Origin of the sequence: Buttiauxella agrestis ATCC 33320 (assembly GCF_000735355.1) — a bacterium.
In the GTDB taxonomy this organism is placed as follows: Bacteria; Pseudomonadota; Gammaproteobacteria; order Enterobacterales; family Enterobacteriaceae; genus Buttiauxella; species Buttiauxella agrestis.
Genome location: NZ_JMPI01000006.1, coordinates 115,459 through 136,316, shown reverse-complemented (window position 1 = coordinate 136,316; position 20,858 = coordinate 115,459). Strand labels below are relative to the sequence as shown.

The following is a 20,858-nucleotide window of genomic DNA, read 5'->3' as shown; positions in this document are numbered from 1 at the left end:
CCGTTCTTCCTATTGCACAATATTGGCGCTTTGTGCAATTGAAAAATGACTCATTATTTATTTTTAAACAAAATAAAAGTGGTGCCATTCACGTCTTCTCATTAGTGTCTGCTGAAATTTCTTCATGGGATTCCAGGTATGTTTCTCGATTATGTTGCCTTAGTGGCACTTATCTTTGTTGGGTTGACGCTATTTTATGGCGTGATTGTGGTACACGATATTCCCTATGAAATAGCCGTGCATCGAAATCATCCTCATCAGGATGCTATTCATGCTGCGGGTTGGGTAAGTTTATTCACTCTCCATGTTTTGTGGCCATTTTTGTGGATCTGGGCAATGTTATATCGCGAAGACCGGGGCTGGGGATTCACGGTTAAAAATAACGAAATGGATGCATTGCGAGAAAGAATAGCGCAACTCGAAGCCCAGCATCAAAAAACGCAAACAAAGCCATCAACGGCCGAATAACCGATCAGGATTTACTGTGGACTTATTACTTATTCTGACTTATACCGCGATCTGTTTCGGTATATTTAAATTTTTCAAAATCCCGTTAAATAAATGGACGGTTCCTACCGCAGTCTTGGGCGGTATTGTTCTGATTGGTTCGCTACTGTTATTAATGAATTATAACCATCCGTATTCTGAGCGAGCGCAGATGGTCACGGTGACGCTGCCTATCATTCCTGAAGTGGAAGGCGTGGTGGTTGAAGTCACCCCACACGCAAATCAGAAACTGAAAAAAGGCGATTTCCTGTTCCGTATCGACCCGACGGCCTACGAGGCAAAATTCGAAGCCCTGAAAGGTGAGATAGAAACCGCCCGGCAAAACGTGGAAATGCTTAAAGCACGCCTGGCTTCCGAAAATGCGGATATTGCCCAGGCAAAAGCCGTTCGCGATTTAGCATTGAAAGATGCCAATCGCTACCAGAACGGTAGCAAAGACAAAATGAAAAGCCCGTTTACCGACCAGGAAGTGGTTCGTGCGCAACAAAATTACCTCGCCGCACAGGCCCAGTGGCGCTCGGTTCTCTCGAAACGGGATGAAACCGCGGCCCAGTTAAATGCCATGATCAACGGCGAAAACGCGGCAGTGTACCGGATTAAATCTAAACTCAAAGAAGCGGAATATTTCCTGGCGAGAACCGTCGTTTACGCGCCGAGCGATGGCTACGCCACGCAGCTTCTTCTGAAGCCTGGCATGTTCGTGCGCCCGCTCCCGCTGCGCCCGGTGATGGTGTTCGTTCCGGAGCAGAAAAACAGCGTGTTTGCCGTCTTCCGCCAAAACTCAGCCCTGCGTTTAACCGCCGGTGATGAAGCGGAAGTGGTGTTTAACGGCCTGCCAGGCAGCGTGGTTAAAGGGAAAGTGAAGCAAATTCTGCCGGTAGTCGCCAGCAGCAGCTACCAGGCGCAAGGCCATCTACAAGGCTTAAGTCTCGACCCGAAACTCGACGGTATTTATGCAGAAATAGAGTTGAATAATATGGCTGATATGAAGAACTTACCCGCCGGGACGATGGGCCAGGTGGCGATTTATTCAGACTATTTCAAACACGTTTCTATTATCCGCAAAATCCTGCTACGCATGACAAGCTGGATGCATTATCTCTATATCGATCATTGAGTTAACGCCAGAAGGAGGCTTCCCATGCATCAAGCGAAAGTGTTATTCCCGACGGGGCATCGGCTTTTCCGGTTTTGCGGGTTTTTGTTCTGGTTTTGCCTGCCTCTTACGCTGGTGATTTATGGCGGCCAGTTCATCAATCTCAGCACCGTCGCGATTATTTTTGCCGCGATGCCGGTGGCTATTCTTCTGGTATCCATTGTGGTACTCAATGCCCCGACCAGCCTGTTACAGCTTGCAGGCGCGTCGCTGGCATTGATGTCGCTGCTATTTTTCCTGCAAGAAACGTTCCGCGATGCGACGAGCGATAGCTGGAAAGGCGCGCTGGCCGTGGTCGTCGCGGTCATCATGTTTGCGTGTCTTTACGTGCAACGCAAAAAACGCGGCTCTGAATCGCAACTTAACTTAAATTAGAACGATTTTTTCTCAGCCATATTTACAACACATTAATAGCTGTTAAGAATGGATATTATTTGAACATAACTACGGTCAATGTCAGAAGAAATCCTCAGGCAGCAGATCCAGAACCTCAAGAGGCACAACGCCCGTCTTAAGAGAATTGCGCACGACTCGCGTAACAAGCTGAGTGCGGCTCTTGACGGCACGGGTTTGTGCTTATGGCAGCTCGATATCGCGAGCGGAAAGTTAATTATTTTTAACCGCCGATGGGGTTCCATGCTGGGTTATCAGCCCAAAGAACTTAGCGCTCATTTTGACGTGTGGCGGGAGCATCTTCATCCTGAAGATAAAGAAATGGTGCTGTCTGCGTTTTATAACCATCTCGAGGGCAAGACGCCATTCTACGAAGCGCTACACCGGATGCAGGCCAAAAATGGCACCATTTCCTGGGTGCTTGATCGGGGTCGTGTGACGGAGTGGAGTGATGATGGGAAACCGCTGAAAGTAACCGGCACCCACATCGATATGACCAAAGAAAAGCAGTACGAACAGCAGCTTTCCACGCTGGCTAATCACGATCCGCTTACCGGGCTGGCCAACCGGTATGCGCTGCATGCGCAGTTCGATTTGCTCAAAAATCTCGGTTCGCTATCCGTGGCGTTTATCGATCTTGATGATTTCAAAAACGTGAATGATACGTTGGGACACCGCAGCGGCGACGAAGTCCTGCTGCAACTCAGCCAGCGTCTGCGTGATGCCTGCCCGGCAGAAGTGACCATTGGCCGCATCGGAGGCGATGAATTTATCCTGCTGTTACCGTGGACGCTGGATAATCAGGAAATTATGCGTATCGCCCTGCGCTGCCTGGATGCCGCGATTACTCCGTTTGAGCTGGGTAACGGGGCGGCAAAAGTCGGCGCTTCGATTGGCGTCAATGAATCCTGGGCCAGCGACAATTTCAGCGATGCGGTGATACGTGCCGACGAATCAATGTATCTGATTAAACGCACCGGTAAAAATGGCGTGGCGCTGGGGGCCAGAATTCTCATTCAAAGCTAAGCCAGATATTTATTAAACCAATCAATCGTGCGCTTCCACGCCAGTTCCGCTGCGGCTTTGTCATAACGCGGTGTCGAATCGTTATGAAAACCGTGATTCACGCCGGGATAGATATAACCTTCGTAGACTTTATTGTTCGCTTTGAGCGCCGCTTCATACGCGGGCCAGCCCTCGTTGATGCGCGAATCCAGCTCGCCAAAATGCAGCAATAATGGCGCTTTGATGCGTGGCACATCTTCGGTTTTCGGCTGACGGCCATAGAACGGCACGGCAGCAGCGAGTTCCGGGTAAGCGACCGCCGCAGCATTGGCCACGCCGCCACCGTAACAAAAACCGGTGATGCCGACCTTGCCTGTCACCGCGTCGTGGTGCATCAAAAATTCGATAGCGGCGAAGAAATCATTCATCAATTTGGTGGGATCGACCTGCGATTGCAGCTCGCGGCCTTTTTCGTCATTACCCGGATAACCGCCCACCGAGCTTAAACCGTCCGGTGCCAGCGCAATAAAACCGGCTTTGGCAACGCGTCGCGCCACATCTTCAATGTATGGATTCAGGCCACGGTTCTCATGCACCACCACCACGCCTGGCACTTTGCCCGCCGCTTTTGCCGGGCGCACCAGATAAGCCCGCACCTGCCCATGTCCCTGCGGGCTGGGGTATTCGATATATTCCGCCACAATATCCGGATCGGTAAATTCCACCTGCGTGGCGAAAGCGTAATTCGGCGTTAATAAGGTGCCAAGCGCCACCGCCGAAAGCCCGCCGACAACAAACTTGCCCGCGATATCGAGAAACTCACGTTTGCTGATTTTGCCATGAACGTAAAAATCGAAGTATTCGAGTAATTCAGGAGGGAAATCTTTCGCGGTAAGTCGTGTCATTTGCAGGCCCGTCATATTGGTCAGTTTGATGTCGGATGACGCTTCGCTTATCCGACCTACGCAAGCCGTTGTAGGGTGGATAAGCGAAGCGTCATCCACCAACGCCCCATAAATAATGGCCTGTATTTACTGATTTTGCCTGGTCTAATTTAAGCGAGACTTCACCACGTTCACACGCCAGATGCCGAAGCACACCAGCACTAACGCCAGCGCATAGCGCCATTCAAGAATGCTTTCTTGCAAGAAAATAGCCGACAATACTGCACCCGACACCGGGATCAGGAAGTTAAATGGCGCAATCATGCCCACGCGATTGTGTTTCAAAAGCAGGCTCCACAGCGCGAACGCCACGGAAGATAACAGCGCTAAATAACCAAGAATTGCCACCGACTCCCAGCCGTGGAACGTCAGTGTGCCGCCGCTGGCATACCCGCCAATGGTCAGCACCAGGCCGCCTATCGCCAGTTGCCAGCCGGTCATAATGGTGGCGTCCATGGTCTGCGAAATCCGTTTACCATACAGCGACGCGGCAGAAAGAATAAACGCCGCCAGCACCACGAAACCATCGCCCATCAGGCTAAAGCTAAAATCCATCAGCTGGCTGTTGAAGTTCACCACCATTACACCGGCAAAACCGAGTACGCAGCCCACCACTTTATTGATGCTGAGCTTGTCGTTCTGATAAATAAAGTGCGCGAGTAACACGCTAAAGAAGGTGCCGGTGGCGTTCATAATTGAACCTTTCACACCGGTGGTATAGGCGAGGCCAATATAAAAGAAGATGTATTGAATCGCGGTTTGCGTCACGCCTAATAGCGCGAGTTGCGAAAACTGCTGGCGTGATAAACGCACAACAGACTTGCCTTGCAGAGACGCAAACGCCAGCAACAGCAGGCCTGCTATCACAAACCGATAACCGGCAAAGACAATTTTCCCCGCCAGGTCATCCGTCGCTATCTGAAATATTTCATAGCCGTTTTTAATTGCCGGGTAAGCGCTACCCCATAACAGGCAACAAAAAGCGGCCCCCATCCATGCGATTTTCTTATTAGTAAACCGTGAAACGTTATTGCTCACGCCTCTTCCCTTAACCAAAATTAAACTGTCGTTTCAGAATCGACCATTATCCTTCAATAAAGAAAAATAGCGAGGGTGCCATCCACACTTTGCGCGGTGGATGGCACGACAGCCGTTTTAAGGTTTTGGCAGGTGCGAAGGACGCGCTTTCGGATGCACCGCAAAGTGCCCGTCAGGTGCGTTATCGACTTTCACATGGACCATCTCAGGTGCATGTTTTTTATTGGCTTTATCGCGGAACAGATAAACATTAAACGGCAGGATAAACACCAGCACAAAGCAGACAACCAGCAAGCCGCCGTAAACATCGTGAGCATGTGCGCCCGGCAAAGAACTCGGTGGAATAAACGAAACGACAAACGCCAACACCGAAACCACCAGGCCTGAACACGCCACCACCAGTTTGACTTTTTGGCCACCAGGGATCTGGAAAGCGCGTTTTTTATCGCGTTGTTTACGCACCAGTTGAATGTATCCCAGGAACAACATCAGGTAACTGCACAGATAAATCACCACGGTGAGTGACAAGGCAATCAGGAACGACATATTGCTACCCCCTCCAGTATTAGTGAGAACAATCAACGCAATAGTCGTAATGATTAACTGGGAAATAACCAGCGCGACCGGCACGCCATTTTTATTCACTTTGGCAAAACGCGCAGGCAGCAGCCCTTTTTGCGCCGTCACCAACATGCCGCGCGATGGGCCGACAATCCACGAAGCGATTTCTGCCAGCACGCCCAACATTAACAGTGCGGCAACCACACGAATCGCCCATTCAAACCCAGGACCGTAATAACCAATCAGCGTGCTGAATGCCTGCATCACACCGGCAGAAAGATTAATTTCGTGTTCTGGGATCACCGCCGCAACTGAGAGCCCGCCCACGGAACTGAGCACGATGGCGGCAATCACCAGTAAGATCATCGCCAGCGGGTAATCGCGCGCCGGGTTGGTCATTTCATTGACGTGAGTCGCCGAGGCTTCAACGCCCATGTAACTGAGCACGAACGCCACAAGCACCACTAAAGTGCCAATCTGGGAAAAATCAGGGAAGAACGTGTGCGCCGACATCTCAATCGCCAGCGGCTGGCCGTTATACAACCAGGCAACAGCCAGCGCGACCAGCACGACAGCCGGGAATAAAATCCCGAAGAAGAAACCGAGTTTTGCGATGCGGGCGGTGTAACGCGTGCCTTTAAATTGGGTGAGCGCCAGCCCCCACAAAATCAGCACTGCCGCTACGGTTCTGACCAGCGGGTCGGTATTCAGCGCAGGCCAGTTAAGAATGTAGGAAAGCGCGCCGAGCACAAAATAAAGCATCGGAATAAAGCCGATAGCGATTTGCAAATAGCTAAAGGAAATAGCCGCAAAACCCCAGCGTTCCCCGAGCGTATTGGAAACCCAGGCGAACAAACCGCCCTCTTCCCAACCTTCAACCGTTGCCATTTCAGCCGCGCACAGGCCAACGGGAATAAACCAAAACAGGCCGCCCATCAGCAGGAAGAAAATCAGGCTAAAGCCTGAGGTCGCAAAAGTCGGATATTCATAAACCGCCATCACCATCGAAGCGGTAATAGCAAAAAAGCCGAGCAAAGTGAGTTGCCGGGCTGGGGGATTGGTCGTTGTGGTGGACATAAATCTCTCCGCATCCGCAGGCAGCGCGGCCCGCGGATGATGATTTGTGTAGGTCGGATAAGCGTTAGCGTCATCCGACATGAATCATGCGTGGTTAAAACCACCCGCTTCTTCAGCGGTCAACGAATGGGTGACGGGATTTTTTTCCAGCGCGTCGAGGGTGCGTTTCAGGTCAGCAATCAGCAATTCAGCCAGGTCAGTGCTCATGCCGTGGCGAACCAGGATGCGCTGCACCACTAAGTCTTCGCGATGGGTCGGCATAGAATAAGCAGGCACCTGCCAGCCACGGCTGCGCAAGCGATCGGCAAGATCGTAAAGGGTATAACCGCAATGCTGATGTTCCGGTTTCAGCGCCCAGGTCAGTGCCGGAATCCCCTTTTTGTGGCTGCCATCAAAAATGATTTCAAACGGCCCAATCGCGGCAATTTCGCGGGCCAGGTACTGCGCGGTGTTGTAACAAGCCATATGAATTTTGCGGTAGCCTTCACAACCAAGACGCAGAAAGTTGTAATACTGCGCGACAATTTGCCCACCCGGACGCGAGAAGTTCAGCGCAAAGGTCGGCATATTGCCGCCGAGGTAATTCACGTTGAAGATAAGTTCCTCTGGCAGATCCTGTTTTTCACGCCATACCACCCAACCCGCACCCAGCGGGGCCAGGCCGAATTTGTGGCCGGATGCGTTGATAGATTTCACGCGTGGCAGACGGAAATCCCAGTCGATTTCTGGTGCGCAGAATGGAGCAAGGAAACCACCACTCGCCGCATCAACGTGCATTGGAATATCCAGCCCGGTGCGCTCAAACAAATCATCCAACGCATCATGAATCTCTTTCACCGGCTCGTACTGGCAGGTGAAGGTAATCCCCAGAGTCGGCACCACGCCGATGGTGTTTTCATCAATGTATTTCAGCGCTTCTTCCGCAGTCATCATCAGGCGATCGCCGTCCAGCGGCACTTCGCGCAGCTCAACGTCAAAATAGCGGGCGAATTTGTGCCAGCAAATCTGCACCGGACCACACACCATATTTGGCTTGTCGGTTGATTTACCTTCCAGTTCACGACGTTTACGCCAATGCCATTTCAGCGCCAGGCCGCCCAGCATCGCCGCTTCGGAAGAACCAATTGTGGAGCAACCCAGGGTGTCGGTAGCCGCGGGGGAGTGCCACAAGTCGGCCAGCATGTTCACGCAGCGCTGTTCAATTTCAGCGGTTTGCGGATACTCGTCTTTATCAATCATATTTTTGTCGATGGACAAATCCATCAACTGACGAATTTCGTCATCCACCCAGGTCTGGCAAAAAGTGGCCAGGTTTTGACGGGAGTTACCATCGAGCATCAATTCATCGTGGATGGCGTGAAAAACATTACGCGGGTTACTTTCCTGCACCGGAAATGCGGTTTTTGGCAATGAAGTGGACAATTCTACGGAAGCATAAACGTCGTCATTATCATTTTCGACGGGCTTATTGAGCATAGTCATAATTATTCCTTAATATAAATTAAATAATTTCATTAATTATTGCGAATCTTTCATCGCCAATTTTTTGGGCTGAGCGAGAGAGAGTTTCTTACGCAGAGAAATAAAGCCTCCAGCGCTAAAAATCATCTCCAGGCCAATAAAGGCGGTGGTGAATAAATAAGATTGACTCGGGTTGAGGCCAAGCCAGATGGCGGCAATCAACAGGTCGAAGACACCGATGAGTACGTTCCAGATTGCGCCTGCCCGGCCACGCATAGTAAAGCCGGATACGATGCGAGAAACCCCGCCGATAATGAACAAACAGCAGAAAACAATCGACAAAGAGTTGATGCCTACCAGCGGGTTAGCGATGAAGCTGTAGCCCAGCAATAGCCAGGCTATCGCGAAGACAGCGCTAATCAATTTCGATTTCCAGTGCTGGGTGCGGAACACCAGCAGGCAATAAAGAGTATAAAATCCGCAAATCATAAACATCATGCCGGTTATATAAGCGAGATACATGCCAGCCATAAAGGGAAAGAGTAAGCAGCAGGCACCACAAATAAGCAGTAATATCGCCATGACCAAAGCATGCTTTTTATAATGAAGGCGAGAAACTTCACTCAACACTTTCATTCTATATTGGTTAAATATAAACATAACATCTCCGCCGTATAGTTAATGATTGAAATGGTAGTGCTTGCCACCAGGCGGGTAAATAAGAGTGACGGGTCATTGTTATACGCTAAGTCTGACGTCTGTATTCGCTTTCCGACATTTGTAAGACTGCACCTGCATTATTCATTCGGCGCTCTGATTTTCATCGTGACAGTTATTTTTTATTCTGATGGCGTTCGGTGATAACCACCTGGTTTATTAAGGAGAAGAAAATGAAAAAATTAATTCTGGCAGGCATGATGGCAACGATGATGTGTTCCGCATCGGTTATGGCGGCGACGGCAAATACTGCGGCGCAAACTGCGGCAACCGCTCAGATACAAAAAGAAGCCACTGATGTGATGCAGATTGCCGTTCAGGGTGCAAATGCGATGCGCGATATTCAGCTTGCCCGTCTCGCGCTGTTCCATGGCGTTCCAGCCAGCGCCAAAAAGCTGACAGATGACGCCGCAACGCTTCTGAAAGACGACAGTACCGACTGGAAGAAATTCGTTAAAACCAACGCTAAAGCGAAGATGATTGACGACCAGTATGTGATTATTAACGCCACCGTTGCGCTGTCTGAAGACTATATCGCGACACCAGAAAAAGAGAGCGCCATCAAATCTGCCAACTCAAAACTGGCTAAAGGCGACCAGAAAGGCGCGATTGATACACTGCGTCTGGCCGGAATTGGCGTGATGGAAGATCAGTATTTAATGCCGCTGAACCAGACCCGCAAAGCGGTGGCTACAGCACAAAAAATGCTGGCGGATGGCAAATACTATGAAGCGAATCTGGTGCTGAAAAGTGCGGAAGACGGCATCGTGGTGGATAGCGAAATGTTTGCTGCCAGCAACTAAAATTATCATGCCGGATGCAGGATGACGCTGCGCTTATCCGCCTACGATTTCGATTCCGGTTTCGTAGGGTAGATAAGCGCAAGCGTCATCCACCTATTTTTAATGGCTCATCAAACTCTCTATCTCCACCTCGATTTCACGCATAACTGTCGCAATTTCCTCTAACGCCTCCCGTCGCTCCTCAAGCGGCAGCGCATCATGGCGACGTGACTCAAATGGTTCGCAAACTTTCTGCAAAGCAGTGATTTCCAGTATTTGCGCTGAGCCATGCAAACGGTGTAACGCGTGCAAAAATTTCTGCGGCTCATCGAGTTCGATGGAGCGCACGACCGCCTGCAAATCATTGGCAGAGGCTTCGCGGAAAGTTTCCAGAATTTCATTCATTAACTTCCTGTCACCGCCGGTATTCTCGGTCAGAATGCTGAGCTTTAAATGACGGGTGACGCCAGGCGACGCACGGCCAGTATCGAGTTTGCTCAACTCATGCGTCAGCGTTTGAACCGACACCGGTTTAAACAGGCACTCATCCATCCCGCTTTGCAGGCATTGCTCGCGCGATTGCGAAAGCGCGCTGGCGGTCAGCCCCCAAATTTGCAGGCGCTGATTCTGGCGGCGCAAAGATGCCGTCAATTCCAGGCCATCTTTCTTCGGCATATTGACGTCCGTTATCAACAAGTCGTACGGCTTATTGAGGATTTTCGCCTCCGCTTCTTCACCGTCACAGGCTTCATCCACGTTGTAACCAATGGCGTTCAACTGGCGCTTGAGCAACAGACGGTTAGTCGGATTATCGTCCGCAATCAGAATCGACAAACGCGGCAGGGGCGATAGTGCTGCGGGAGTATCACGCGTCGGCGTCAGCGTTTGGCGCCCGGTTTCAACGTCCAGCGTTATCGTAAATGTGGTGCCCTGCGACTGGCGGCTAGTCAGCTCAAGAGTGCCGCCCATCAGCGTCACCAGCTCTTTGCAGATAACCAGCCCTAAGCCAGAGCCGGTTTGTTCGCGCCCCTGGCGCGCCTGCGCATAACGATGGAACAGCATCTCCTGTTCTTCCGGGCTAATGCCGCAGCCGGTATCACTCACCGTGACAACCAGCGTGCCGTGTTTTTCATCTTCAGGAATCAGGCGAGCCGAAACCTGGATATGCCCTTTTTCGGTAAATTTCAGCGCATTTCCCACCAGATTCGTGAGTATTTGCCGCAATGCCTGCGGATCAACCAACACCCGCTGGTCGGCAGCCAGATGGCTGATGCAACGCAGCGCAATCCCTTTTTGCCGGGCAAGCGCATCGAACGAATGGCACTGCAAGTCGATCAGTTGCGATAAATCCGTCCATTGCGGAGCAATTTGATATTTACCGGACTCAATTTTATCGACATCCAGAATCTTACCAATCAGCCCCAGCAATGATTGCGCCGTTGCTCCCGCCAGGGCTATCGCTTCTTTACGCTGGCTGGCACTGAGATCTGACCCGGACAGCAACTCTAAAAAACCGACTATTGAACTCACCGGCGTGCGCAGTTCATGGCTCATGCTCGCCAGGAAGCGGCTTTTCGCTTTAGTCGCCTGAATGGCTTTATCTTTTTCCGCTTCTAACTCGTGAGAAAGCGCCTCTTTGAGGTAAAGCTGTTCTTCAAGTTCACGTTGGGATTGTTTTCTTTTACGCACTTCTCGCGACAGCGACAGCCCCCAGGCGAGGCTGATGGCAATCAACACCAACGCGAAAATCACCAGCTGATAAAACTGCTTGCTGTACAGGCTCCAGGTATCGATTTGCACGCTGGATATTTTCGACCACTTCTCCGTCATTTGGAGAATGTCACGCGGAGGAATCGCCTGTAGCGCCTTACCCAAAATGGACTTGAGTTCTGGTTCGTCACGCGCCATCGCAAAACTCAGCGACGCACTCGGCATGCCCGGCAAACGCATGTAGTGCATGTTCTGCGGGTAGTAATGGTCAATCATATAACGCGCTGAAAGCTCGGTAGTTATTGCGGCGTCAACCTCGCCCTCCTCCACCATTCTCATCGCCACGCTGACATTGTCTATTTCAACCCAGGTCGCCTGCGGGAACCGTTTCCTTAAGTCACGCGTCAAAATTTGCCCTGCGGCCACGGCAATGCGCTGCGGTTTTGCAAGCAGCAGACTGGCGTTTTCGCGGTGTGCCGTCACCAGCACAAACGAGACATTCATCAGCGGGTCGCTAAACGAGATAAAGCGCTGCGGCTCACTGCTGAGCGTGGCAGCGGGAATCATATCCCATTGACCAGGCTTCATTTTCTCCGTCATTTCGCGGTTGGAATTGACGATGACCGGTTGAAACTCAAGGCCGGTTTGCAACTGAATAATATTGAGTAAATCCGCCATAATGCCGCGCAATTCACCGTCGCTATCGATCAGCGTAAACGGCGGGTAGTTTGGGTTAATCAACACCCGGACTTTAGGGTGCTTTTTAAGCCACTCTTCCTCTTCACGGCTAAAAGGGATCGGCGAATTAAGATAGGAGAGATTGCCGCGATTCAACCAGTTCTGCATCACCCGCATATGCGTTTCGTTGCTGATAGAAGTAATGAAACGCTCAAGGATATTTCGCAATAGCGGCTGATTTTGGTTGGTAACAAAATAGTTATATTGCTCCTGTTTATTAAAGTAGTGAGTAATAACCAGCGATTGTGAGAAATATTTCGAGATGCAATTCCCGGTGGTGACATTGTTGCCAATAAAATATTGGTTAACCCCGGACATGACCGATGACAGCGCCTGATAATCACTATCATAAAAGGTAATTTTAGCTTTCGGGAAAGCCACTTTAATCACATCGAGAAACGAACAACCGCGCACACAAGCCACCGTCACTTGTTTGTCACTCTTGAGCGGCAGCAGCGTGTTTTTCAGCGAAGTAACCAGCGTCGGCCAGGTCTTAATCAGCGCGGAAGTGCGCAGCAAATGGCTGCCAACCTCTTCACGGTCGGAGAGTTGAGTCAGCAAAGTATCGACTTCATTTCGCGATAGCGCAGCCAACGCTTCCTTTTCGTTATCATATTGTTTGATAGCGATTTTAGTGTTGATATTTTTTTGCAGCAACGCGAGGTAATCCGCATTCACGCCCTGGTAAAGTTCGCCACCGCTTTCGTAATCAATAGGCGAGACTTCCGGCAACCAGGTACCGATCGTTAAGGTGGTTTTATACGCCAGCCAACGCGTTTCTTCAGCGTTTAAACGGACATCCAGTTGCGCCGGATGATAATTACTTTTCAGCTCAATGGAATGCGTCGCCGCCGGAACCGAAAATATACTCAAGCAAAACAGTGCTACCAGATAAATAGATAAACCAGATCGCATCGTATTACCCTATTTTATTTCTTTGCGCGTAATCGTAAAGTTCCATTAATGAAGAACAGTCTAACTTTTCCATTAAGCGGCTTTTATAGGTGCTCACGGTTTTATTACTGATATTCATTTTGCTGGCAATGGTGGTGTAATCAATGCCATTGAGGATATAGCGTAATACCTTCATCTCCTGGGTAGACAAGGTATCCAGCTTATCCTGTTCGGTGAGGGTCGAACCGCTAAAGCGTTCGAGAGAGAAAGGGAAATAGCTGTAGCCATTTTTTGCCGCCTCGATAGCCGCGAGGATATTGTTCATCCCCTCTTTTTTGCTCACAAATCCATTGGCACCAAATTCGGCGCTACGTTTACCGTAGAACAGTTCATTCTTGGCAGAGATGATAATAATAATGCCGAGATAGTGCCGCTTTCGTAATTGCTCCAGCACTTCGATACCGCTAAGACCGGGGATATCGACGTCAATAATCAGCAGTTCAGGTTTGAGTCTTTCTACGGTTTGCACCACCTGCTCACCGCTGTCCAGCTCGGTGGTGACAGTGATGCCATTGGTGTCCAGCAAATTGCGAATGGCTATACGCGCCAATGGGTGATCGTCAACGATTATCGCGTTCATTGCGTTAAAACATCCTGGTATGAAAAGGAAACAGCGAAGCGCGTAATATTATTACTTTTAGAGATGATTCTGGCGTAGATTAAATTTTAACATCACTGGCAAAGTGTTCTTAAATATTTACACCCTGTAGGAATAATGGAGAAAAATGATTTCGATCATATTTGAATGATCTATTTTGGACTACATACGTAGGATAGGGATTTCAATTATTACGTTTGAATCTTAATTGTTATTTTTGAATACAACCGTCTCACGCTTACATGAGAAGGGAAAAATCCTTCCCATGTAAGCGTGAACACCCTGAGTCAGTTTTATGCATCAGCCAGTTGCTTTGCTTTCTCTTCTTCTTGTTGCTGCTGCTGAGTTTCCAGCATTTTTTTCTCGTATACCTTGAAGAACGGGTAATAAATCGCCAGAGAAATAAAGAAACAGATAAACACCAGCCCGCAGGCAATCAGGTTCCAGTTGGTGGTAATCAACGCGCCGAGCGGGGCTGGAATGGTAAACGGTGGTTTCACCATCATACGCGGAATAAGCCCGGTGATAGTAAACAGATACACCACCACGGTATTCACCATCGGTGCCAGAATAAACGGCACCGCCAGAATCGGGTTCATCACTATCGGTGCACCAAATATCATTGGCTCATTGATATTAAATAACCCTGGAATAAACGATAATTTCCCCAGTTGTTTCAGATATATCGCTTTAGAACGAATAAACAGCACCACTAACGCCAGTGTGGAGCCCGTCCCGCCCATCTGCGCATACCACTGGAAGAATTGCTCGGTGAAGATATTCGGCAGCTCATAGGCGCTGGTTCCGGCCTGGAACATCTCCATATTCTGCACAATCGCCTGATCCCAAAGTGGACGAATCAGCGGCCCCATCACTGCATGACCGTGGATACCAAACACCCAGAACAGGTCGATAAAGAATTGAGTCACAATACCGCCAAACAGATTCGTGCCGGTCATAAACCCTTTGAGCGGCATAATAATGAAGCTGATGATGGCGTTAATATCAATATTAAAGAAGTGACGCGGGATCCAGAAAACCAGCACCACGGCGAGCGTCGGGAACAACGCTGAGAACGAACTGGCTACAACCGGCGGCACACCTTCCGGCATTTTAATTTCGATATTTCTGACTTTTATAAAACGATAAATCTCGATGGCGATTAACGATGAAATAATTGCGCCAAATAACCCCTGGGAACTTAACGATGTGATTGGAATATAACGCCCCGACACCACATCTCCGGCAACAGTAACCCCTTGTTTAATGTTGACGGGCACAATCATCAGCAGCGTCGCCAGCATCGCTAATAGCCCGCTGGTAATATCGTTGAGTTTATAACTTTTCCCGAGGAACGAGCCGATGGTAAAGGCGGCGTACAGCGACATCAGCCCGACGGTGAAGCGAAAGGGAACATCCAGCATATCGCGCCATGGCGCGATAAAGTCCATATAACCTTTGATCGGAATATTGAGTAAAATAACGAAAAATGAACCCACAATCGTCAGTGGCAAAATAGAAATCAGCCCGTTGCGGATTGCCTGCATATGACGCTGATTGCCGATGGCATTCGCCACCGGGAGCATCTTTTCAGCCAGTCTTTCAAAGTAAGACATCTTATGCCCTCTCGAAGCCATTATTTTCAATTACCGAACGGAACCAAAGCCCTGACTTTTTCAATGAGCGTTGCTGAGTTTCTAAATCCAGGCGGTAAAAGCCGTAGCGGTTTTTATAAGCATTTTGCCATGACCAGCAGTCGATAAACGTCCACATTTGATAGCCCAGGCAGTTGCTGCCATCGGCCATCGCTTTATGTAAATAACTCAGATGTTCCTGAAGAAATTCAATCCGATAATCATCCTGAACCTGGCCGTTAACCATGAACTGTTCTTCATCAGAAATACCGATTCCGTTTTCAGAAACAAACCACGGTAAATTGCCGTAACGCTCTTTCACCACCATCGCAATGTCATAAAGCGCTGCGGGATAAATCTCAATGCCGCGGGATGTATTCATCCTGCGACCCGGCATGATGTATTCTTCAAAAAAACGTTCCGGCACAAAACCATGCGGTTCTTCGAGTAGCGTTTCACGTGCTTTGACGCGGCGAGGGCGGTAGTAATTTATTCCCAGTAAATCAATTTTGGTGCTGGCAATAAGCTCGCAGTCACCCGGCAAACTCTGCGGCAGCTGATCGTGTTCTTTCAGCAGCGCTATCAGTTCGTCAGGATATCGCCCCAGCAAAATAGGTTCATTAATACTGCGGGTATAAAACAAGTCTGCCATTTCTGCGGCGTGTAAATCCTCCGGTGAATCACTGCGCGGATAGACCGGAATAACATCCATGATAATGCCGATTTTTCCCGGCAAATTCATACGTCGCCAGGCTGCAACGGCTTTGCAGTGGGCCAGTACAATATGATGGAGCACCTGAGCTGCGCGACGGAAATTGGTCACATACGGATAATGACGCGGATGCAAATATCCGGCTTCTGCCGGGATAAGCGGCTCATTAAACGTGAACCAATAACGGACGCGATCGCCAAATAGGTCGAAGCAGATTTCCGCATATCTGGCGAACGCATCCACGACTTCGCGGTTTTCAAATCCGCCTTTTTCCTGAAGCGCCATCGGCATATCAAAATGATACAGGTTGATAAACGGCTCAATACCCTGGTCATGCAGTTCGTTGATGACTGAATTGTAAAAATCGACTGCCTGCGGGTTAATTTCCCCATCACCATCAGGGATTAATCGTGACCAGGAAATAGAGGTGCGAAACGAGTTCAGACCGATATTTTTGGCAAGCTGAATATCTTCCCGATAATTCTGGTAAAAGGTCGAGGTGTCATCGGCAGTTACGCCATTATGAAATCGCTGATTAAAATGGTGCGAGGCATAATCCCAGATATTCTCCCCTTTACCATCACCGGATTTATGCCCTTCGGATTGTGTTGCACTGGTGGCGGTTCCCCACCAGAAATTATCAGGAAAATCGTAATTCATAGCCTGCCCTTATTGTGGGTTATTCAGTAAAGACAGGGCGTGATCCAGCACTTTGTCACCTTGCATTGAGCCATACTGCATCATATCAATGGCTGCAACAGGGACGCCGTGCGCAGCGGCAGCGGTGGATAAACTCTTCAGTTGAAATTTCACCTGCGGCCCCAGCAAAATGACATCTGCTTCAGTGATGATTTGGTCAAAATCAGAAACCGGCACCGCCGTAATTTCAACGGTAAAATCGCGTTGAGTGGCGGACTGCTTCATTTTTTCCACTAACATGCTGGTAGACATTCCGGCTGCACAGCATAAAAAGATCTTCTTCATCATATCCCCTTTTGTAATAAGTCTTGTTCTGCTCGACATGCGTTAAATTAGATTTTGCGGCGAGCCGTAAAAAGCAGCAAGAGAGGGACAACACAGAATGAATTTTAACAATTGGTACTTTCAGGCAGATGATGGTACTTCTTAATTTTTAGGCATGATAAACAGTAAGATAGGGCTGTTACTTCCATCGCAAATATTATTCATATTTGCGATGTTATGGGATTATATCGCTGAACATTATGACTTCTGGAATATAAATATATTCCAGAAGTCATTACTGTTATTCGTTATTTTAATTAAAAACTTCATCGACCATCGCACTACCCAATCGCATTGCCGAACAAATACGCGGCATCCCCAGCGAAACGCCCTGATGTGTTTGCGTTGTAGCAAAACTAACCGGGTGTTTTTCGCTGTCACAATCATCACCAAGCCATGCCAGCGCTTCTTTGCTTTCCATCATTTCTGGCGTTGTTGGGAACATCAACCATTCATAGTAGTAATGGCGAGTGCGGACAGACGCATTCACATCTTGCGCTAATTGCCTGATAGCCAGCGCACGTGCTTGCTCAATTAACTCAGTGGTTTGCAATGCATTACCGAAGCGTAGCGCCTCGCCAAACGCACCCCAATACAACTCTTGTAGCGCGATATAACAGCGACCGGCCGGAGAAAATGCCGAGTAATGCCCGGACTGCCAGCGGGCAATAACCTGCTCGCAATGCACCAGCCCCAGATGAGTCATATCGCTGGCGTTCAATTGAATTTCCAGTTTGTCGATACGCTGCGCAAGCAGTTGCTGTAACTGCACGAACTGCTGGCGAATCTCAGGAACATCATAGGATACGCGCGTACGCATGCTCTCTTGTACCTTGACCATTGCCCGGTGCTTTTTGGCAACCCGCTGGCAAAGCTGCCCGAGCATCGCCAACGTCACTTCTGGCGCATCCAGTAATACGTCGTCCAGCGCCCATTTCTGCAACTGACTTTGGCCGATGAATTCCTTCGTCAGACGTTGATAAAAGGCTTTGCTGTGCTGACTACGCCACGACTCGCGCATGGCACCACTGTTTCTGGCAAAGTCGACGACAAACTTCTCTGCAACACATTCCAAAGCGCGTGTTTGCGTTCCGGGTAATAAACCACTCATTGCTGTTCTACCGTAAAAAGCGTCTGAATATCATCCCGCAACAGGCGGGTGTCCTCGTGGATGTAGCGTGTGGTTCGGACACACTGTTGAAGCTGCTGGCGCAAGATCATCACCGCCTCTTCATTTTGCGAACGTGCCATCAGGCTTTGTTGCAGATTCAGGCGTATCGCATCCAGCGCCTGGGAAAAATCATCGAAGAAGGCGGTCATTCCCTCCGTGACAGACATTTCGATTTGTGCCGCCATGTTCTGGTTAAGCTGCAACAAGAACTCAGCCACATGCTGGCACAGCCTGCGTTGCACATCGGCCAGGGAAATCACGTAGCGACTTTGCATGACGGTGTAGCCTTCCCAGCCCCAGTCGTCGCTATTGAGCCAGCGAGCCACCGTTCCACGCATTCCCTCCGGGCGGCGTAATCGCGCGACGGGAATATCCTGCTCTTCGATAAGCTCGTTAAATGCCTGATTAGCATTGAAGTTTAATAAGCCGACGTGAAACACCGGCAGGCTAATATTGGTGCGAAACCCGGCCTGCGTTAGCCCCTGCGCGACGCGACATTCAATCGGTTTGAGGGTATTTCGCAGCGTATCGGCCAGTTCGACTTCGAGATAACTGAAAAGATGAGTTAACTCCTCGGTCATCTTTTCTTGTGCGGCAGTCAGAATGACTTCGCATGAAGCGCGAATTCTATGGAGCGCAATTTGCGCCGAAGGCTCGTCGTCAAAACTGAGAGTGGCGTGGCGGGCGTCAAAGTCGCGCCCGCGCTGAGTGCCAAACGAGAGCGCCTGGCGCGTGAGTTTCTCTGGCACCATGCCATTACGAAAGTAATCTTCAATGTGGGTGATAATTTGCAGCTCATAGCGACGAATAAAATCACCCATTGCATCAATGGCTTGTTTGACGTTATTACGTGCAACGGTATTGGCCGTCTGCTGACTGGACGCCGCCAGATTCATATCATCTTCCAGTGCTGCGATATTTTGCTGCAATTGCTCACTGGCAATTTGCAGGCCGTGGCAACGGAAATTCAGGTAATCTTCCGCGCGCTGGGTGTAGTTCAGCAATTTCTGGCAGGCAGAACGCAGCGCGTACATCGACGCGTTAGCATGAGCGGCATGGAGCACCGTTTTGACCGGTGCTTCAAACATCGAATCTTCCCACAGTAATTCTGCCGCGTGGCGTAAGGCTCCAGCATCCGCCAGATCTTCATTGCGCCAGCGACGGCCAAGTGCGGCGTCAGCAAAATCCTGCACCCAGCGCTGCTCATTGGGAGGCGGTAATTTGCCGTGTAATGTCAGTTCATGGCGAGCGCGATTGGCCAGATATCCCCACATAGATGACACCGGGAAAACATGGCTGGGATCGATTGCCCCTTTCATTAATGTGCCGGAAATCAGCGCTTTAATTTGTTCTTCATCGTCGCTATTGCGATCTTTCTGGTCAAACTTATTCACCAGCGCGTAAAGCGGGACGGAAGTTCCAGCGCCCAAAATAGCTTTGCGCACATCTTCATCAGAAACCGATTTTAATTGGGTGTAATCCAGCACCGCCAGCACAGCCGATGCCTGCGCCAGTTGTTCCTGAAGCATTTTTTGCAAATGTGGCTGTCCAGCTTCATTTGGCCCAGGCGTATCTAATAGTGTCAGTTGGCCATGGGTTTCATCCATTCCGGCAAGATGGACAAATTCCACTTCAATAACCGGAACATGTTCAATCGCCGCGTACGCTTTAAAAGGAAAAGGCACATCCAGCGCTTTAGATAAACGCACCAGGTCATTCAAGCTTTTCAGGCAATGAAATATTGGCTGCGCACCAAGATAATGCTTAGCGAATGAATTTCCTTCGGCAATTCGGGTTAATAACCCCGCCATATCCTTGTCAATTTCCAGATGTTTTGTCAGCGTTTCGCTGTCCGCTTGTTGCAAACGGGTTTGCAATATCTCCATCAGCTTTTCAATGGGCTGAACATAGGGAAAATGCAGCACCGGTTCACGCTGGCCGGGCGTATGGCGAATAAGCGTCGGTAACGCCGTCATCGGACGGTTGCGATTAGGCAAAACTTCCGTCCCAATAATGGCATTAATGGTGGTGGATTTTCCCGCTTTTACCGTTCCGACTATCGCCAGCACCATTTCATGCTGGGTAATTTTCCGTAGCTCATTTTGCAGCAGCGCCTGTTGCGCCTGAATGCTGCGTGGGCAAAATTGCGAGGCTGCAACCTTGCCTGTTGACGGTTGAGCGAAATAATTATTGTTATGCTGTGTCGTAAAAGAGGTCGTTTTTAAAGTATTCAGGTTTTGCAGGGCGAGTTGCAATAACCGTTCGACTTCCTGACTTAACTCAAATATTGCTTGTGCGTGCATAAAAAATCCTTACTTAAATCAAATTACGCGGATTTTTAAAAGTCTTTATATTTTTGTGGAAATGCAGTACCGGTAATTATAATTACGTGCGGAAATCATTTATTCGTTAATATTATAATTAAGACTAATTTTTCATATAGAAAAGACCTGGACGAGTCGCCAGTTGAATAACTCGGAAAAGAATACAATAACGCATTTTGATAATCCAATTCTGTATTTTCGTCGCGAATTTGGAAATTAAATAACGTTTTAAAATAGCACTTTCTTATTGCTGCATGTCTGAAAGCACTCATCATTACAGCAGTAGTCCCGACAAAAGCAGGGTTTTAATGTATAATCGTGCCACTTTTGGCGGAACGCCGCTATTTTTGAGG

The 20,858-nt window shown here is 49.3% G+C and carries 17 protein-coding genes; 5 read left to right on the top strand and 12 right to left on the bottom strand.

What is annotated here, in order from left to right:
• Positions 1 to 138: 138 nt before the first annotated feature.
• The 4 genes from GBAG_RS01215 to GBAG_RS01200 all read left to right on the top strand — a co-directional run bounded on the left by GBAG_RS01215 (position 139) and on the right by GBAG_RS01200 (position 3,082).
• Entirely contained in the window at positions 139 to 468 is a 330-nt protein-coding gene (locus tag GBAG_RS01215; protein ID WP_034492619.1) for a DUF3302 domain-containing protein, read from the top strand.
• Positions 469 to 484: 16 nt separating this feature from the next.
• Entirely contained in the window at positions 485 to 1,624 is a 1,140-nt protein-coding gene (locus GBAG_RS01210) for an HlyD family secretion protein (RefSeq protein ID WP_034492616.1), read from the top strand.
• Positions 1,625 to 1,648: 24 nt separating this feature from the next.
• A complete protein-coding gene (locus tag GBAG_RS01205; protein ID WP_051873612.1) occupies positions 1,649 to 2,038 on the top strand; it encodes an EamA family transporter in 390 nt (129 codons plus the stop codon).
• Between the two features lie 78 nt (positions 2,039 to 2,116).
• Positions 2,117 to 3,082: a GGDEF domain-containing protein gene (locus GBAG_RS01200; protein WP_034492614.1), complete on the top strand. Its 966-nt coding sequence runs from the start codon at positions 2,117 to 2,119 to the stop codon at positions 3,080 to 3,082.
• Here the strand turns inward: GBAG_RS01200 and yghX are convergent.
• From yghX to GBAG_RS01175, 5 genes are all read right to left on the bottom strand, one after another.
• Positions 3,079 to 3,966, bottom strand: coding sequence for a YghX family hydrolase (yghX, locus tag GBAG_RS01195; protein WP_034492657.1), 888 nt, complete (start codon positions 3,964 to 3,966; stop codon positions 3,079 to 3,081). The two genes, GBAG_RS01200 and yghX, sit on opposite strands and share 4 nt — an antisense overlap.
• A gap of 144 nt (positions 3,967 to 4,110) precedes the next feature.
• Positions 4,111 to 4,998: a DMT family transporter gene (locus GBAG_RS01190; RefSeq protein WP_051873611.1), complete on the bottom strand. Its 888-nt coding sequence runs from the start codon at positions 4,996 to 4,998 to the stop codon at positions 4,111 to 4,113.
• 162 nt (positions 4,999 to 5,160) lie between these two features.
• Positions 5,161 to 6,681 carry a glutamate/gamma-aminobutyrate antiporter gene (gadC, locus tag GBAG_RS01185; protein ID WP_034492608.1) on the bottom strand — a complete coding sequence of 507 codons (1,521 nt, stop codon included), beginning with the start codon at positions 6,679 to 6,681 and terminating at the stop codon, positions 5,161 to 5,163.
• A gap of 84 nt (positions 6,682 to 6,765) precedes the next feature.
• Entirely contained in the window at positions 6,766 to 8,157 is a 1,392-nt protein-coding gene (gad, locus tag GBAG_RS01180) for a glutamate decarboxylase (RefSeq protein WP_034492654.1), read from the bottom strand.
• A 42-nt stretch (positions 8,158 to 8,199) separates the two neighbouring features.
• Positions 8,200 to 8,802 carry a DUF308 domain-containing protein gene (locus GBAG_RS01175; RefSeq protein ID WP_034492606.1) on the bottom strand — a complete coding sequence of 201 codons (603 nt, stop codon included), beginning with the start codon at positions 8,800 to 8,802 and terminating at the stop codon, positions 8,200 to 8,202.
• 230 nt (positions 8,803 to 9,032) lie between these two features.
• Between GBAG_RS01175 and GBAG_RS01170 the strand changes: the two genes are divergently transcribed.
• Positions 9,033 to 9,662 carry a YfdX family protein gene (locus tag GBAG_RS01170; protein ID WP_034492603.1) on the top strand — a complete coding sequence of 210 codons (630 nt, stop codon included), beginning with the start codon at positions 9,033 to 9,035 and terminating at the stop codon, positions 9,660 to 9,662.
• A gap of 99 nt (positions 9,663 to 9,761) precedes the next feature.
• Here GBAG_RS01170 and GBAG_RS01165 read toward each other — a convergent pair whose 3' ends face one another.
• From GBAG_RS01165 to GBAG_RS01135, 7 genes are all read right to left on the bottom strand, one after another.
• Positions 9,762 to 13,004 (bottom strand): ATP-binding protein, encoded by a 3,243-nt coding sequence (locus GBAG_RS01165; protein WP_034492600.1) that lies wholly within the window; start codon positions 13,002 to 13,004, stop codon positions 9,762 to 9,764.
• 4 nt (positions 13,005 to 13,008) lie between these two features.
• Positions 13,009 to 13,623 (bottom strand): acid-sensing system DNA-binding response regulator EvgA, encoded by a 615-nt coding sequence (gene evgA / locus GBAG_RS01160; RefSeq protein ID WP_034492598.1) that lies wholly within the window; start codon positions 13,621 to 13,623, stop codon positions 13,009 to 13,011.
• Between the two features lie 311 nt (positions 13,624 to 13,934).
• Entirely contained in the window at positions 13,935 to 15,257 is a 1,323-nt protein-coding gene (locus GBAG_RS01155) for a PTS sugar transporter subunit IIC (protein ID WP_034492597.1), read from the bottom strand.
• A gap of 1 nt (position 15,258) precedes the next feature.
• Positions 15,259 to 16,647 (bottom strand): glycoside hydrolase family 1 protein, encoded by a 1,389-nt coding sequence (locus GBAG_RS01150; protein WP_034492596.1) that lies wholly within the window; start codon positions 16,645 to 16,647, stop codon positions 15,259 to 15,261.
• 9 nt (positions 16,648 to 16,656) lie between these two features.
• Positions 16,657 to 16,971 (bottom strand): PTS sugar transporter subunit IIB, encoded by a 315-nt coding sequence (locus GBAG_RS01145; protein ID WP_034492594.1) that lies wholly within the window; start codon positions 16,969 to 16,971, stop codon positions 16,657 to 16,659.
• A gap of 292 nt (positions 16,972 to 17,263) precedes the next feature.
• Positions 17,264 to 18,121 (bottom strand): diguanylate cyclase regulator RdcB family protein, encoded by an 858-nt coding sequence (locus GBAG_RS01140; protein ID WP_034492592.1) that lies wholly within the window; start codon positions 18,119 to 18,121, stop codon positions 17,264 to 17,266.
• Positions 18,118 to 20,484 (bottom strand): dynamin family protein, encoded by a 2,367-nt coding sequence (locus GBAG_RS01135; RefSeq protein WP_034492589.1) that lies wholly within the window; start codon positions 20,482 to 20,484, stop codon positions 18,118 to 18,120. The genes GBAG_RS01140 and GBAG_RS01135 overlap by 4 nt, the downstream gene beginning before the upstream one ends.
• Positions 20,485 to 20,858 lie beyond the last annotated feature (374 nt).